General features: G+C 57.8%; 11 protein-coding genes, 1 tRNA gene and 2 pseudogenes. 3 read left to right on the forward strand and 11 right to left on the reverse strand.

Going from position 1 to position 15,068, the window contains the following annotated elements; translation table 11 throughout:
- Nucleotides 1–340 precede the first annotated feature (340 nt).
- Nucleotides 341–1,624 (forward strand): autotransporter strand-loop-strand O-heptosyltransferase, encoded by a 1,284-nt coding sequence (locus tag A0U92_RS16020; RefSeq protein ID WP_187668968.1) that lies wholly within the window; start codon nt 341–343, stop codon nt 1,622–1,624.
- Between the two features lie 641 nt (nt 1,625–2,265).
- Here the strand turns inward: A0U92_RS16020 and A0U92_RS16025 are convergent.
- The 8 genes and pseudogenes from A0U92_RS16025 to A0U92_RS16060 all read right to left on the reverse strand — a co-directional run.
- Complete coding sequence (locus A0U92_RS16025) at nt 2,266–2,781, reverse strand: hypothetical protein (protein WP_077813987.1); 516 nt, start codon at nt 2,779–2,781, stop codon at nt 2,266–2,268.
- Nucleotides 2,778–4,763, reverse strand: coding sequence for a heavy metal translocating P-type ATPase (locus A0U92_RS16030; RefSeq protein WP_077813988.1), 1,986 nt, complete (start codon nt 4,761–4,763; stop codon nt 2,778–2,780). The genes A0U92_RS16025 and A0U92_RS16030 overlap by 4 nt, the downstream gene beginning before the upstream one ends.
- Nucleotides 4,760–5,896 (reverse strand): SPFH domain-containing protein, encoded by a 1,137-nt coding sequence (locus tag A0U92_RS16035; protein ID WP_077813989.1) that lies wholly within the window; start codon nt 5,894–5,896, stop codon nt 4,760–4,762. Before A0U92_RS16035 ends, A0U92_RS16030 begins: the two co-directional genes overlap by 4 nt.
- On the reverse strand, nt 5,893–6,936 hold the full coding sequence (locus A0U92_RS16040) for an SPFH domain-containing protein (RefSeq protein ID WP_077813990.1): 1,044 nt from the start codon (nt 6,934–6,936) through the stop codon (nt 5,893–5,895). Before A0U92_RS16040 ends, A0U92_RS16035 begins: the two co-directional genes overlap by 4 nt.
- Nucleotides 6,933–8,735 carry an SPFH domain-containing protein gene (locus A0U92_RS16045; RefSeq protein WP_077813991.1) on the reverse strand — a complete coding sequence of 601 codons (1,803 nt, stop codon included), beginning with the start codon at nt 8,733–8,735 and terminating at the stop codon, nt 6,933–6,935. Before A0U92_RS16045 ends, A0U92_RS16040 begins: the two co-directional genes overlap by 4 nt.
- A gap of 134 nt (nt 8,736–8,869) precedes the next feature.
- On the reverse strand, nt 8,870–9,556 hold the full coding sequence (locus A0U92_RS16050; protein WP_077813992.1) for a Fe2+-dependent dioxygenase: 687 nt from the start codon (nt 9,554–9,556) through the stop codon (nt 8,870–8,872).
- A 128-nt stretch (nt 9,557–9,684) separates the two neighbouring features.
- Nucleotides 9,685–11,856 carry an alkaline phosphatase family protein gene (locus tag A0U92_RS16055; RefSeq protein WP_077813993.1) on the reverse strand — a complete coding sequence of 724 codons (2,172 nt, stop codon included), beginning with the start codon at nt 11,854–11,856 and terminating at the stop codon, nt 9,685–9,687.
- A 469-nt stretch (nt 11,857–12,325) separates the two neighbouring features.
- Nucleotides 12,326–12,880, reverse strand: a pseudogene (locus tag A0U92_RS16060) (IS701 family transposase); the annotation flags it as partial.
- A gap of 161 nt (nt 12,881–13,041) precedes the next feature.
- On the opposite strand from A0U92_RS16060, the pseudogene A0U92_RS17555 reads away from it, so the two are divergent.
- Nucleotides 13,042–13,140, forward strand: a pseudogene (locus tag A0U92_RS17555) (IS5/IS1182 family transposase); the annotation flags it as partial.
- 39 nt (nt 13,141–13,179) lie between these two features.
- Complete coding sequence (locus tag A0U92_RS16065) at nt 13,180–13,494, forward strand: hypothetical protein (RefSeq protein ID WP_149026502.1); 315 nt, start codon at nt 13,180–13,182, stop codon at nt 13,492–13,494.
- Nucleotides 13,495–13,562: 68 nt separating this feature from the next.
- On the opposite strand, the gene A0U92_RS16070 is transcribed toward A0U92_RS16065, so the two are convergent.
- The 3 genes from A0U92_RS16070 to pyrF form a co-directional block, all read right to left on the reverse strand.
- Nucleotides 13,563–13,653: transfer RNA gene (locus tag A0U92_RS16070), tRNA-Ser, on the reverse strand.
- A 57-nt stretch (nt 13,654–13,710) separates the two neighbouring features.
- Nucleotides 13,711–14,346 carry a phosphoribosylanthranilate isomerase gene (locus A0U92_RS16075; RefSeq protein ID WP_077813995.1) on the reverse strand — a complete coding sequence of 212 codons (636 nt, stop codon included), beginning with the start codon at nt 14,344–14,346 and terminating at the stop codon, nt 13,711–13,713.
- 13 nt (nt 14,347–14,359) lie between these two features.
- Nucleotides 14,360–15,067 carry an orotidine-5'-phosphate decarboxylase gene (pyrF, locus tag A0U92_RS16080; protein WP_077813996.1) on the reverse strand — a complete coding sequence of 236 codons (708 nt, stop codon included), beginning with the start codon at nt 15,065–15,067 and terminating at the stop codon, nt 14,360–14,362.
- Nucleotide 15,068: the final 1 nt, after the last annotated feature.

The following is a 15,068-nucleotide window of genomic DNA, read 5'->3' on the forward strand; positions in this document are numbered from 1 at the left end:
CACGTCACACAGAAAGTTTTTGTTAACTACTTTTGATGACGGCTCATCAGCAAGTGACGTTTCAATGACGGATTTATGTCATTGTTTTTTGTCTCTTTACTTTTATCCGCAATCGGTTTCTCGGTTCCCCAGGTTCTTTTGGTGCCGGAAGATATCGTGAAGCCTGGTTCCCTCTTCGGGGATATTGGCGGATCGACACTCTTTGGGGTCTTGGGTGTTTTAACACGCATGCACGACATTTTCTGGCGGTTCAACAGGTTTGCAGACGGACGGCATGACAGATTCAAATGATGTGACTTCGGGCCCTTCCACTCCCCCTGTCAGTGTTGAGGCCTCTGCGATGACCACCGCCGCGCCTTCGGCGTCCACATCCACGAAAGATGAGAAGAAGGCGTTCGTGAGTCCGGCCACGCTTCCGACACAGGAGGGACCGGATGGCATCCGGTATGATTTCAATCTTGGCTGTCGGGTTCAGCTTCCTGACGGAAAATGGACGATCCGCCTGACTGATCTGGACACAGGCAACATTCTGTTCGAAACCACCGCGGGCAAGGCTACGGTGAACAGCGCCAAGCGGTTTTATGTTCGTTTCGGTATCGAGGTGAAGGACGCGACAGACACTGTCTTCACGCATGAGTTCGACTGCCGGGACCGTGATGTGCTGGTGCAGCTTCCTGTTGGTACGCTGGGCGACACTCTGGGCTGGTTTCCCTACGTCGCCCGTCTGGGCGAGGTGCGTGGCTGCCGTCTGACCTGCGTGATGGCGGCGCCGATCATTCCGCTCTTTCGCGCGACCTATCCTCAGATCACCTTCATCACTCCCGAGGAACTGGAGGGCAGCGATCGTTTGAAATCCTTTTATGCCACCTATACGCTTGGACTGTTTTTCGAAGATTCAGCGCATGTGTGGCAACCGAGTGATTTCCGGCTTGTCGGTCTGCATCGTACGGCGGGTTATATTCTGGGTGTCGATCCGACAGAGGAACCGCCTGAGATTGCGCCGGACGAGGATCCGTCACGACCGATCGAGGAGCCTTACGTCTGTATTGCGGCGCAGAGCAGTTCACAGTGCAAATACTGGAACAATCCGGATGGCTGGCGACAGCTCGTAGCGTTTCTGCAGGAGAGCGGCTATCGCGTGATCTGTATTGACCAGAAACCTGTGCATGGCACGGGTATTGTCTGGAATCACATTCCCTATGGAGCAGAGGATCAGACGGGCAACCGGTCTCTGGCCGAGCGTGTGAGATGGTTGCGTCATGCGGCTTTTTTCGTAGGGCTGTCGAGTGGCCTGTCGTGGCTGGCCTGGGCTGCTCGCTGCAGGGTTGTCATGATTTCGGGTTTCACCCATCCGACAAACGAGTTTCATACGCCCTGGCGCATCATCAACTGGCATGCCTGCAACTCCTGCTGGCATGATCCTGCCTGTCGTTTCGATCACAAGGATTTCCTGTGGTGCCCGCGTCACGCGGGCACTGGGCGACAGTTTGAATGCACGCGGCTGATTACTGTGGAGCATGTGAAGCGGGTGATCAGAACGATTCCGGATTTTTCGTCGGTGAACGTCACTGCGGAGAAGATGGAGGATTCGAAAAACCCCTTTGATGTGAATGTCTGTCAGTAATTCCATATTTTTTGATCTGAATGCGGGAGATGGACCGGGGAATCTGGTTTCTTTGACGTTGAAGATCGTCAGGCTCATCTGAATGGGTATGGCGATCAAACCGAAGCCTTTCCCTTAACTGTGGATTTTGACGTGTTTCACTTCGATCCGTAAAAAGATTGACTCTTTTGGGCGCAAGTAATGGCAGGCGTCTATCATTTGATCCGGACTCTGAGTTATCTCCTCAAAGACCATTTATAATTCAGGAATTTTCTCTATCTTGGACTGTAGCTTCCCATGCCTGATGCCAGTTATTCTCGGTTAGAGCATATCCAGTTTGAATGGACACATTCGAACTGGTGAATATGCTCGATAAACAATGAATTAGAGCAATTCCACTGGGCCAGAGTTCAGTGGAATTGCTCTAGACGCCACATGTTACCGTCTCGGGAAGGTGTCCATGCGCACATCGTGGTGGGTAGTGTGATCAGAAGGGACGGGAAAACCGTGTAAAAGAGAAAACAGCCACAAGAACAGGAGACCTTATGAGAGGATTCGCCCCACGCGGACGAGGCAGCCTGATTCTCTGATGTGTTTTGGCAAAGACGGCTGGCTTTCTGTGCGATGATATCGGCAGTATTCTTCTTGCACCGGCAGGCGCTTCACCAGGCGAGATGCGGGTCCACATGCTTGTGGCTGAGGACGTGAACACTCTCTATTTTTTCTTTTTCCGACAGAGCCGGTGCTGCATTTTTTGAAAGTGCCTGTGCTGTATATATTGAGAAGATCGGTGCGACCTTTTTGATTTCACCGGATCGCTCCAGAGTTACGGCGGCTGGGGTGATGGCTGTGACGGACCATCCGTCCACCTCATCCCCGATCCTGACGACGCGACTTTTCCCGTCGCCTTTCTCCGGTTTGAAGATCGCACGCCAGTCCTGATTTTTCCCCACTATACCCGAGATATGAAAGCCGCTTTCCTCTGCATGAGACACATCTTTCGGGTGGCGGTCGGGTTCGAAAAGCGGGCGTGCAAGAATGCTGTGGATCAGGCTGCCCAGCTCACCGGATTCCGCTGGGGAAGAGACAGTCTGTGCGTGGGCACAAGCAAAACCCATGATGACAGAAAACCCCACCGTCAGGAGCGACAGCAGTCCGGAACGCACACTGTTCTTCATGGTGAACTCTTCTGTCCCGGCAGGTCTGTTTCGTCAAACCGCAGCAGACGTCCGGCATTCGCCAGTCCGGCCAGGGTGGACGCATTATGCAGCACGGCAGCCATGACGGCGCCCTGCGCGCCGAGCAGGCTGAACGCCGCACAGGTGATGAGGATGCCGGTCCAGCCGACGCCCATGGCGACATTGGTCTGAATGGTCCGGCGACAGCGGCGGCTGAGCCGGATGGCGGTCCCGAGGCGGCGAAGGTCGGGCTGCATCAGCACGATGTCAGCGGAACTGAGCGCGACATCGGTGCTTTCGGCGCCCATGGCGATTCCGACAGCGCCGGCGCGCAGTGCGAGCGCATCGTTGATGCCGTCGCCCACGACAAGTGGCAGATGACCGTGCTCAATCTCATTCAGGACGCAGTCCATTTTTCCCGCGGGCAGGACTTCGGCCTCGATTGTGGTGATCCCGACTTTTGCGCCGACACGCTGCGCGACGGTCAGACGGTCTCCGGTGAGAAGGATCTGACGGGACAGGCCAAGATCGCGCAGCGCCTGCATGGCTTGCGGGGCTTCTGGTCGGGCGGTGTCGGACAGCAGCAACCAGCCCATCAGAACACCATTCCTGCTGAGGCAAACAGCCGGGCCGTCATGATCAGGGGCAGGACCGGAGTCGATCCCCTCTCCTGCCAGCAGGGCTGGACGGCCCATGAGGTGGAGGGTGCCGTCAGGTGTTACGGCACGGAGACCGAGACCGTGCTCCTCCTGCACGTCGCTGAAAGTAGATTTCGGCAAAGGCACGGCGCTTTTTGCCAAGGCCCGACTGACGGGATGTGAACTGAGGTTACCGAGTGTGGCGCCGAGGGACAGGAGTTCAGCCTCCGCAACGCCTTGTGCGGTGATGACGCGATCCAGTGAGAGACGGCCCGTGGTAAGCGTGCCGGTTTTGTCGATGACCAGAGAAGTGACATCGGCAAGATGTTCGAGAAAGGCTGTGCCGCGTATGAGGATTCCGTGCCGGGCGGCGACAGCGATCGCGGCGATGGACGCGGCGGGAGCGGCAAGCACGACGGCGCAGGGACAGGAGGCGACGAGCACGGCAAGCATCGCGGAGGTGGAGCCGGAGGCGAACCACACGGCGATGGAGATGGTCATGATGAGCGCCATGTACCGACCCGCATAGCGTTCGAGCAGACGGGTTAACGGTGGTCTGGCCTCTTCAGCAACTTCCATCAGGGCGATGATCTGCCCGAGCGCCGTCTCATCGCCAACACGCGTTATTTCGACAGTCAGCACACCGGAAAGATTGATCGTTCCGGCCAGCACACGCTCGCCCGGCGCAATCTCGACGGGCACGGACTCACCGGTCAGCGACGCCATGTCGAGTGAGGAGTGGCCAGCAAGGATAAGGCCGTCGGCAGGCACGCGATCGCCGGGGCGGAGTTCGACGCGGTCGCCGGGGGCAAGCTGGGAGGCGGTGACGGCTTCCGTCGTGCCATCCGGATTGAGGCGGAGCGAGGTGGTGTCGACGAGGCGTTCCAGCGCCCGGATGGCTTCCTGCGAGCCCAGCAGGGAGCGCTCCTCAAGGACGTGGCCGATGATCATCACGATGGGCAGCAGGGCGGCGGTGAGCAGATCTCCGGACGCCCAGGAGGCGAGCATGGCCACGGCGACAAGCTGGTCGGTCAACCCGTGAAGCGAAGGGCGGCGCAGGCTGGCCACAGCGGCGCTCAGGACTGGAGGCGCGACGAGCAGGGCGGCCCCTGTGGCGGCGAGGTCGGGCACGGCGCTGCCGGCGGAGATCAGATATTTCCAGACCAGCGCAATCATGAGCAGCCAGCAGGCCACCATCGCCAGCACGAGCTGCGTTCCGAGCTTCCAGCGTTCTGTGAGGCTCATGAGGGTGCCGATGCTACCGGATGGCGCCGCCTTCTGTACACGCTGGCTGAGACCACGTCCCGCGTTGGGCGCGGAGGAGAAAGCGGTGGTGGCGCTCATGGACTGGTCTCTCCGTCCTGTGTGGCGGGAGGCGGCGTCGAGATCGGGCCGGGCAGGATGATCTGTCCGGTATCCGGGGCGATGGCGATCATCTGGCCGACCTTCGCAAAGACTTCAGTGACTTTCCTACGCCATGCCTGAAGCGCGACCGCGTTACGGGCGTTTGACGGAGCGGTGCGTGCGGCGTCTTCCACGGCAGTGATCCCGGCTGTCTGTCCGGCGGCCTGACGAACCATTTCGACAGCGGTTGCGGTCGCACCCGCCATGATGCCGTCCCGTTCACGTCCAGCTTCCTGCAGAATCCGTTCCGCATCTGTATGAGCGGCGGCGATATTCTGCGCGGCCGCCTGTTCGGCGGTCAGCACCTGATCGAACGCCTGCTTGGCGCGAGGGGGCAGCACGACCATGAGATCAATGCGGACGACTTCAATACCGGGGTCGGTATAGGAACCGCGCAGAGCTGCAAGGCGGGCGTTTACCATCGAGAGAAGCTGATCCCGCAGAACAGAACGCCGGATCGACAGAGCCTCGTCGGCGTCGGTTGCGTTGAGCGGTGTATGCACGACGAGAAAATCTTCCACCGGATGAGAGGCGGCGACATCAGTTGCAGCGGCGTAAAAGATGCGTCTCAGTGCAGGTGGGATATGATTGCGCGCCTGCATATAGGGGACCGGGCGAACGATGCGGTAGAATAGCGTTGCATCGAGACGGACGACATTGCCGTCGCCGGTCAGCAGATAGCTGGAATTCGCCGCGTCCCGGCTTTTTTCCATGTGGTAGAAATCATCGGATTCCTGAAGTTCGAGATCCGTTTCGTCGCTGTTGTAATCGGTGTTGTCACGGGTGACATGCAGGGAGAGCTGCTTGTCGCGCGCAGGAAGGAAATACACGCTTTCGAAGGGTTTTGGCAGTGCCGCGACAAGACCGGACTGCCTGACGGAGACGATCTTTCCGTAGCGCAGGACAATTGCGTTACTGTCAGCCGGGACGGAACGGATATTGCCTGTCAGCCAGACGAGGCCAAGCAGGATCGTGATACCGCCCAGCACCGTGAATGCGAGGCGGACAGACTGTTCCAGTGCGCCATCCTGCGGAGGATCGCCGTCGGGTATGACAGGCGTGTCAGATGTCATGGACGAGAGCCATTGGCGGGAGTGGGTAGTGACGCCGGGATGCTTTGCGTCGCGTTCTGGAGGCCGGTCAGCGCATTGAAAGGTGGAGCATCCGTGCGCATCACGAGGCGGGTGTTCCGTCCGACGAGGCTGTTCAGCGTGTCGAGTGTGCGCAGGGTGGTGTACAGGTCAGGATTTCTGGCGTAGCTTTCAGCGTAAATCCGGGCCGCGTCCGCACGGGCGCGGGCTTCCGTGGTGGCGGCTTCGGCTTTCGCCTGAGCGACGATGATGCGGGCGTCGCGCTCCGCGTCCGATTTCACTGCTGCGGCCCGACGCAGACCTTCGGCGGTGCGTGCGGCGGCGACGGTTTCACGTTCCGCCCGCATGCGGGCCACTGTCGCGCTCAGGGTCTCAGCGGGCAGGCTGAGCCGTTCGATCCCGACCTGATCGATATGAATGCCGTAAATCGCTTCGACCTGGGCCTGAAGCGCGTTCAGAAGTTTTGTTTCGAATTCGGCGATTCTGACTTCGTGCGGATCGGTATTGACGAGATTCCGCAAGGGGAAATCACTGGCGACGATCTGGAGCATCGAGCCGAGCAGGGATCTGAGCTGGCGTGCGGCCTCGTCCGGCTCGTTGCCGGTTGCCCTCAGAAAGTGCCGGATATGTTCAGGATCACTGGAGACGGACCAGGCCAGATAGGCCTGAATCAGCACGCGCAGGCCGTCACGGGTGCCGACGTCCTGTAATCCGCCAGAGGTCGTGCGGGTCTGAAGGTCCACCACCTGCCCTGTTTCAAGTGGAGCCGGTAGTTTCCAGAGGAGACCTGGTTCCGTGCGAACCCGGACCGGCGCGCCGAACCGTGTCACCACGACGGCTTTGCCGGTTTCGACCGTGAAGGATGTGGCGGCGGACAGGGCGGCGCAGAAGACCAGTCCGGCGATGCTGAAGCGGATGATCAGACCGGAAAGGGTCTTTTTCTTCTCTGTCCCGGTTCCGGAAAGATGGGAGACATGAGCTTCGTCCGCTCCGGGAGGAAGGCGTGTTACCGGTGCGTTCATTTCGGAGCCGTTCTGTCATCAGGAGGAAGCTGACCGGATTGCGTTTCACGCAGATCCAGAAGACTGCGGGAGATATGGCTATCGACCACGGTGACGGCCGCGTCACGAAGGCTGGTTTTCAGAGCCGCGAGGTAATATTCGAACACGAAGGCATGGCCGCCTGCCTGCCAGGCTTTGTCGTCGCCTGTCATTCTGGCGGTGTCGGCGCGGGCGGCGTTCCGGATTGTTGCTGCTTCGGCCAGAGAAGATGACTGCGCCGTATAGGCGTCGCGTCGCGCCAGGGCTGTTGTTCCCGCCGCACGGGTATATTCTTCGGCGATGCTCATCCGGGCTTTGATCTCCGCGGCCTGTACGGCACGCCAGGATTTCGCCGCGGCGGGTGGGGGCTGCACGGAATCGATGAGGAGAGCGACGACCTCTATCCCCGAATGGTTACGGTCGAGATCCTTTTGCAGATTCATCGAGATGATTTCAGCCATTTTATCACGACGTGTCGCCATGACGCCATCCAGAGTCTCCGACGCGAAAAAGGTGACCAGATCGTGGCGTGCGAGTGAACGGACCAGCTCGTTGGGTGAAGAGACGTTATACAGCGCGTCCATGGCTCCCTGGTCGGAGAGGCGGACACGATAGAGAATACGCAGATTGATTGTCAGAGCTTCGAATCCGGCCTGACCGTCATTGCTGCGGGCGACAAGATAGGACGCAGCATCGGACGCGTTTTCCCACAGGCGATTTGCGCTGTCAGGCGCCTCACCTTCCGCAGTGGAAGTGTCGGCGACGATTTTCGTAATGTCCGATGTATCCGCAATAACGGTGGAGCGAATGGTGCCGAACTCGGTCAGTCGGACGTAGCCGAACGGTCGAGGCACGATAAGATGGAGACCCGGGCTCAGAACGGCACGAGGCGCACCGAGAAACTCGTAAACGCCTCTTTGATTCTGGTCTATTTTCACAACACCACTGAACGACCAGACAAGCAGGATCATCGCGATGGTCACAGGCCAAAAAGCCTGACGAACGAATTTGAGTGCCCAGCTTCTTTCGAAATCAACTCCGAACTGTGTTTTCAGAAGGAGAGCAAGGTGAGCGGGGTGCAGGAGGTGGGGGGCATCAAAGAGCAGGTTGCCGATTGCGGATGGAGCTTGACCGGTGGGCAGAAACCAGCGGATGACGCATCTGACAAGGAGTTCACAGGCGGCGCAGATCAGAAGCCAGCAGGGAATTTTCCAAAGCCACATTGGAAGTATCATGCCGCCAGCAGCGCAGCCGGTGAGAAATCCGGCAAGCGCCAGAGAGAGGACAACGCTCCGCAGCAGGGCCATCAGGCCGCGTGCCTCCGGAGTGCTGCTGTGTACCCTGATAGCGAGGGCGCGCTCCTGAAACAGGACGATAAAGGCCAGGAGGAGACTGAGTCCGGAGGCGACACTGAGTGCGTTGTGGCTGAATTGGGCCATATCGCCCGCCTGCCCTGTCGCGCGACCTGCAAGCACGAGGGCGGAGAGGGAGAGCACCCCTGGCAACAGGTCCGTAAGCCAGTTGGAAGCCGTGACAGCATCGGCATCGACAGAAGTGTTTCTCCGGAGACGGAGGCAGAGCAATGTGCCGAAGATTCCAGCGATGATCAGGCAGAGATCGCCAGTCAGGATGCCGGACAGGGGTGTTTTCGCCAGCAGTGCGGCGAAGCTGGTCTGACTGGCCGTGTGTCTACGGGCAACCAGAACGATGCCTGTAATAAGAGGAAGAATGACGAGCGCTATAGCGCCGGTGAGGATCAGTCCTCGCCGTGCTGCGTTCATATGACGGACGGTCTCCGGTTTTTGGCTTTCGTATGTTGCCACAATTACCGTATATCCTCGCCGTACCCTATAAATCTTTCTGCGTTATACGGACGGGAACAGGTTTGTTTATTAAAGTATTGTGAAAGCCGCATTCAGATCTCGCACCATTTGCGCAGCAGATTGTGATAGCTGTTGGTGAGCGTCAGGATCGCCGGATCACCCTCCTTCGTGCGGGAACGCAGATCGATGATTGCGCGGTCGAGGTCAAAAAGGATGGCGCGGCATGATGCTTCAGGCACAAGGGATTGAATCCAGAAAAACGATGCCAGACGCACGCCGCGTGTGACGACCGCTACAGAATGGATCATCGTGGTGGGATAAATGATCAGATCTCCTGCCGGGAGGCGTACCTGCTCGGTACCGGCATTCGTTTCGAGTTCGAGGTCGCCGCCGTCGTACTCCTCCGGTTCGCTGAGAAATAGAGTAGCCGACAGATCGGCACGCATCATCTGACCGTTACTTCCGGGAATGATCTGCACTGAATTATCGACATGTGCGCCATAGGTCATGCCGGTTTCGTAGCGATTGAACATCGGTGGACAGATCAGACGCGGCAGCGCGAGGCTGCGCAGGAGAAGGTTGCGCCCGAGTGCCGCAGCGACGATTTTCCGGGCTTCGGCTGCTTTTTCACATTCCGGATCAAGCTGCCGGTTCTTTTTCACATGAACTGCCTGAATACCGGCTGTTTCGCGCCCGTCGATCCAGCGTCCTTCATCCAGAAGTCTCCGGCATTCCGAAATTTCATCCGGATTCAGGATCTTTTCCATATGGACGGGCATTGGGGATTTTCCTGTGATTGAAGAGACTGAAAACGCAAAATACCGCCGCCTCTCAAAGAGAAAGGCGGCGGCAGTCACGGTGATTGAATTATCCAGACGAAGACGTCCGGCTGATATTTCCTGCCCGTTTATCCAAAGAGGAGGGAGGCGATCGAAGACCAGATGCTCTGGAGCGCAGCTTCAATCTTCGCCATAAGTTGCTGGACCAGACCGGTTTCCGACGTGGAACTGGAGGAGCCGGAGTTCGATGAACCCGACGAAGAAGAACCCGATGACGAGGAACCGGAACTGGAAGAGCCAGAGGAGGAGTTGCCTCCGGTGGTGGAACTGTCGTTACCGGTTGTATCGGATGCTGATGAGAAGTCGAACATATCCATCAGATCGCCAATAGCCGGGCTGTTGATCGGCGCGTATGGATTGCTGCCGGATGTGACAGGGTTAGGCAGATTGTCACGACCCGTGGGAGAGACGACCTGAAGACCCCAGTTCTTTTCGATAAATTTCAGGAAAGAGACATGATCGCCGTAGGTATGGTTGATATGACCGCCTTTGGAGTAAGGAGAAACCATGATCGCCGGAATACGGGTGCCGTCGCCGAAGAAATCCAGCGGCTGGATGTAGCCTGAATCCCAGGAGCCGCCGCCTTCGTCAAAGGTAACCAGAATAGCTGTTTTTTTCCAGATTTCCGGCTTGGCCTTGATCTTCTCGATCACGCGCTTGGTAAATGCTTCGAAGAGTGAAGGCTTGGAGGAAGCCGGGTGACCGTCAAGCAAGGTGTCCGGTTTGACGATGGACACTGCTGGCAGATTGCCCAGAGCCAGGTCGGCTTCAAGGTCGGTGATGTCCTTGATATGCTCCTGACGCTGACGGGCATCCGCCATGATTTTCGTTTCGTACTGGAACGGGTTACAGATATCGCAGTAGACGCCGCCAAGCTGACTGGTCGGGTCCTTGACGTAGTTGTTCCAGCCTGCGCCGTAATACCGCCATGTGACCTTCTTGTCGTTAAGGCGATCGGCAATTGTCGGGACATTTGACGGCGGGATAACGAACGTTCCCGTATTCACCGTGCCGTCACCGAAATAACCGGGGCTATAATTGTTGACGATGTAATAGGCGCCGGTCTTACAGCGTGACGGGTGTTTGCCCGGAAGTGCTTTCAGATAGCTGGTGACTGCTTTGACGCCGGGTTGCGAATCATCGGCGCATTTTACATACGAGCCGCCTGAATAGCCGTCCTGAGTGAACCAGTTCGTTGTGCCACTCTGACGGTTCGGGTTTTCGATCTCGCTTGACGGTGGTGTGGCAATGTTGCCATTGCCATCCGTGTAATAAATGCCGAGCCCGGTGCCCAGGGCGATATGGTTCGCGCCTGTTCCACCCATCACCGACTGATGGAAGTTATCACTGGTCGTATATTTGTCTGAAAGGGATTTGAAATATGGCGCGTCACCCATTGCCATATTGTAGAAACCCATCGCGATCGAGCCTTCGCCGGTGCTCAGATCGGTGAAGTTTGCCGCCTGGGCTCCGCCATTTCCGCCCGTACCACTCTGAATTCCGACCCATGTGAACAGATCGTTCCGGCATCCTGACGGATTCTTCGTGGTCGCATGTGCGACGGAGCAGTCAGTTTGCTGCCACATCTGGAAAAAACGGTGAACAGGACTTCCGACATAAGAATCGTATGGAAGCGATGATCCTGTGAACTGGAAGGGACCATTTGGCAGGTTGTTCGCATTTGTGACGCGTGTGTCAATGCCGGATGAGCCGAGTCCACTGGCGCCGGTGGTCAACTTCTCCCAGTCAGAGCGATTGATTCCGTCATTACCAACGAGTTTTTCGAAAGCCTCGACAGCGGCGAGAGTGGCGAAGGGAGCCGGATCGGTGTCGGACGCCTTTGCCGGAGTGCCGGACAGAGCAGGGGCAGGAAGCTTGCTGTATGCTTTCGGATTCGGCGGAGCGATTTCGTAAGTGTCGGAACCAACGGACTGGCGCTGTGCGGCCTGAGAGAAATTCGGACCAGGTGTTCCGTCTACATTGACAATCTTTTTCGAGAGAATGTTATCGACCGTCTCTCCTGTTTTGGGGATGTACGTCCCATAAAGATTATCAAAAGAGTGGTTTTCGCCAATAATGAGAACTATGTGCTCGATGGGAGTCGCCGTTTTTACGGTCGACGTCCTGGCGAAAGCAGGGGCCGTGACCATAACCGGCGACACGGCCATTGATACTGCGGTGAGATGAGCTACTGAACGCGTCAGCGGCTTTCTTAAACGCTTCCATACGGGAGCAGACATTGTGAGACCTTCTTTGTTATCAGGTTTCGGAGCTACAATTTGGAGATTCAGACAAGGGTATACTGAAGCAAATCGAAAATTCGCCTTCTTTGTCACGAACTGCCAAGCGCCTTCTCTTTCTGTTCGAGACACACTTAGTTAAAGTTTGGTCACATTAAAAATGAACAACTGATTAATGTTTCGTTACAGCGATTGGGCGGGAGTTTTTACCACTACAGTTGCATTTTATGTTCTGGTGAGCGCGGATAGCGTTGGCCTGATGTTTTCGTCGAAAGACGGACCCTCTGAGGATGTGAGCGACGGATAGTCTGCGTTGTGCAGCCTTTACGACGAAGCGCCTGATTTCCTGAATGGACCAGCGGAAGACGATTATCGTGTTCTGCGTTGTGTTTTTTTCGGTTTCAGTGAGTTTGCCTGATACCGGACACTTGCCATGACGGCATAGGCAAGCATGACCAGAGAGACATGCCGAGGCCAGCGCCGGTTTGGTTGCAGACACCACGTCATCGGGAACGTGGGCCTGCTTCAGGCGCTCACGGTTCGATGTCCAGTTTTTTGGAAGATACAGGGCGCGGTCAACAAAGGCATGGCCCCGTTCCGACACATACGCGCCAAATACCCCGATCTGGCAGTTCGTGATCTTGCCGACAGAGCCAGTATACTGCCACCCCATACCGCAGGACCTCTGACCTTATCTTCAGAAAACCGGTCTCATCGATGACCAGCACGCCATCTTCAGTGCTCAGATGCTCAATCGCATGGTCCCTGACGACATCACTCCGGGCGTCGGCATCCCGCTACCCTTGACCAAGAAGCGCCTGTTGCCGCCACAGACCGGGGTCTCCTGCTGCTTCAGCACGCATCCAGCCCGTCTTGCGTGATTCATTGCCAATCAGAACATCATGGAAGACGCACGCAGAAGCCGCGACACGCTTTTGCGTAAACAGCGGCGCGATCCGCTCCTTGGCTGCCCGGACGCCCACAACTCCAGCGCCTCTTCAACAGATGCGCTACCAGTCAGCATAGTCTGAGGCGGTTACTCATAGATTCTGAATTCAATATAAAATGCAACTGTAGTGACAAACAGATAAGGCGTGTCGTCAGTTAACTGATGCTCTTGGCGGTTAAGGGTTATACTTTCTGTCTCCCTGTGCTGACTGTTTTCCCGGTTTTGGGGGCGGACAGATGCGACGCTACGGTTTACGCGATGACCAGTGGGAGCGGATCAAGGATCTTCTTCCCGACCAGGAAGGTCATGTTGGCGGCACGGCTGCGGACATGCGCTGATGTTGGCTGGTGGCCTGCTCACGGGCTGGTGGACTCATGCGGTCCGGATGCACCCGATGGCGCGTCAGAAGATATGTGACGCCGGTCGCATGGTCGATGGATCTTGTGCGCGAAGCGTCTCTGATCACGCTGGCGCAGGCGTATGAATCGGAATTGCTGGCGTTACGTCGTTTACGCTGGCTCACGATGGACACGCTTTCGACGGTTCGGGATGATGAAGCGGACATAATAGCTCCCGTGCCTCATCGTCAGATTGCTCATGTCGTCCATGCCCATCTTCCAATCCTCGGGACAGAAGCAGGCCAAGCCGGTCATGGAGCATCACTGAAAATAGTAACGCTGGACCAGTGACGCACGGTCACAAACACTGTGACACCCACCGGGTGTAACTGGCTGATTTCATTGGGAAACTGAGCATATGGCGGAGAGAGTGGGATTCGAACCCACGGTACGCTATTAACGCACACACGCTTTCCAAGCGTGCGCCTTAAGCCGCTCGGCCATCTCTCCAGCGCTGGGAGCGTTTCATACCAGTATCTGCCGGAGACTCAAGAGGAAAAACGCGTTTTACACATTCCCGGCTGAATGCGCCTGCTCAATGAAGTGCTTTACGGCTGCCGGATCCTTGATTCCCGGCTCACTCTCCACGCCTGAAGCAACATCCACAGCCGGAGCATCACTCATACGGATGGCCAGAGCCACATTCTCCGGTGTCAGGCCACCAGCCAGAATCCACGGTCCCGGCGCGTTCCACCCCTGCGTCACGTCCCAGGGCAACGTCAGACCGTTTCCTCCTGGCCTGCCAGCTTCCTTGGGAGCGCGGGACTCAATGACGAGGCGTTGGACAGCACAGTGGACGGGCAGGTCAGCTCTGATCGACACAGGACAGGAGAGCCAGACCTCCTTGCCAGACATACGAGCAAGCAGGGCCGCCCTCTCCGGCGAGGTGTAGAGCTGGAGCACGTCGAGCGGCACGGTATCGAGCACTGCCGCAACCTCGGCATCTGTGGGTTCGACAAACAGCCCGACGCAGATTGAAGGAGTGCACTCGATCCGCCGTGCGAGTTCGCCAGCACGGGCCGGAGTGACGTGACGAGGCGATTTCGCGAAGAAATTCAGACCGATCCAGTCCGCTCCGTATTCCAGACACGCATCCAGCCCGCGTTCTTCGGTCAACCCACAGATCTTGACGCCAATGGTCATGCCTGCATGGACCTTATGCCGAAAGTTCTGCCGCAATGGCCGCTGCGGCTGCGGCCGGATCTGACGCGCCAGTGATCGGACGCCCGACAACAATCCAGTCAGAACCTGCTGTCCGGGCTTCAGTGGGTGTCATGATGCGTTTCTGGTCGCCCACAGCCGCGCCCCGCGGCCGGATGCCGGGCGTCACCAGCACCGGTTTGTCACCGAATTCCGCCCGCAGCGCCGCCAGTTCATGCGCGGAACAGACCAGCCCGTCCGCACCATTGCGGAGCGCCAGTTCAGCCAGACGGAGAACCTGCGCTTTTACGCCATCCTTGATGCCCATCTCGGCGAGACCATGCTCGTCGAGGCTGGTCAGAACCGTGACCGCCAGCAGGATCGGCTTCCGGTCTTCCGGGAAGCTCTCATCGCAGGCCTTGCGGGCGGCGGCGACCATCGCGCTGCCACCACCGGCATGAATGGTCAGCATGGCGGGTCTGATACGGCCCAGACTTCCGATGGCGGCTCCCACCGTATTCGGGATATCGTGCAGCTTCAGATCGAGAAAGAGATCGCGCCCCGCAGCGACTCGTTCGACGGCGTCAAAACCGGCGGCGTATGCGAATTCCAGACCCAGCTTGATGGCGTCAGCATGAGGCGAGACCGCCGCAGCCCATGTTTCGGCCTGCCCGGGGTCACGCGTATCAAGGGCGGCGATAAGCCGTGTGCGACGCTGCTCCATG

This window comes from Acetobacter aceti (assembly GCF_002005445.1).
In the GTDB taxonomy this organism is placed as follows: domain Bacteria; phylum Pseudomonadota; class Alphaproteobacteria; order Acetobacterales; family Acetobacteraceae; genus Acetobacter; species Acetobacter aceti_B.